We start from the raw sequence: 239 nt of genomic DNA, 5'->3' as shown, positions 1-239 counted from the left end.
GGAATTCAATAGCTGCCGTTTTGAGATCCCCGCTTTCAAGCGCATTGTATGCAGCCGGGGAGCTCGACAGGATCAGGTTGGCGCTTTCCTGCAGGGTCGTTATTGCATTATCGTTATCGATTGCATCCGCAGCACTTACTCCATTTGAAATAATCGGGATCACCGCATCCAACAATAAGGTTTCCAGGTTGAGTTTGATAACTTCGCTGCGTTCCTCATCCGTAAGATTGTGATCCCGT

Annotated in this window: 1 protein-coding gene; it reads right to left on the bottom strand. The window is 48.5% G+C overall.

The window, feature by feature from the left end:
* On the bottom strand, positions 1–239 hold a 239-nt coding region (locus tag ACRHNM_RS17990), incomplete at both ends, for a hypothetical protein (RefSeq protein WP_431137999.1).

The sequence above is a fragment of the Psychroserpens mesophilus genome, from assembly GCF_050617655.1.
In the GTDB taxonomy this organism is placed as follows: Bacteria; Bacteroidota; Bacteroidia; order Flavobacteriales; family Flavobacteriaceae; genus Psychroserpens; species Psychroserpens mesophilus_A.
Note: the sequence above shows the minus strand (reverse complement) of the source record. Positions and strands in the feature narration are given on the sequence as shown.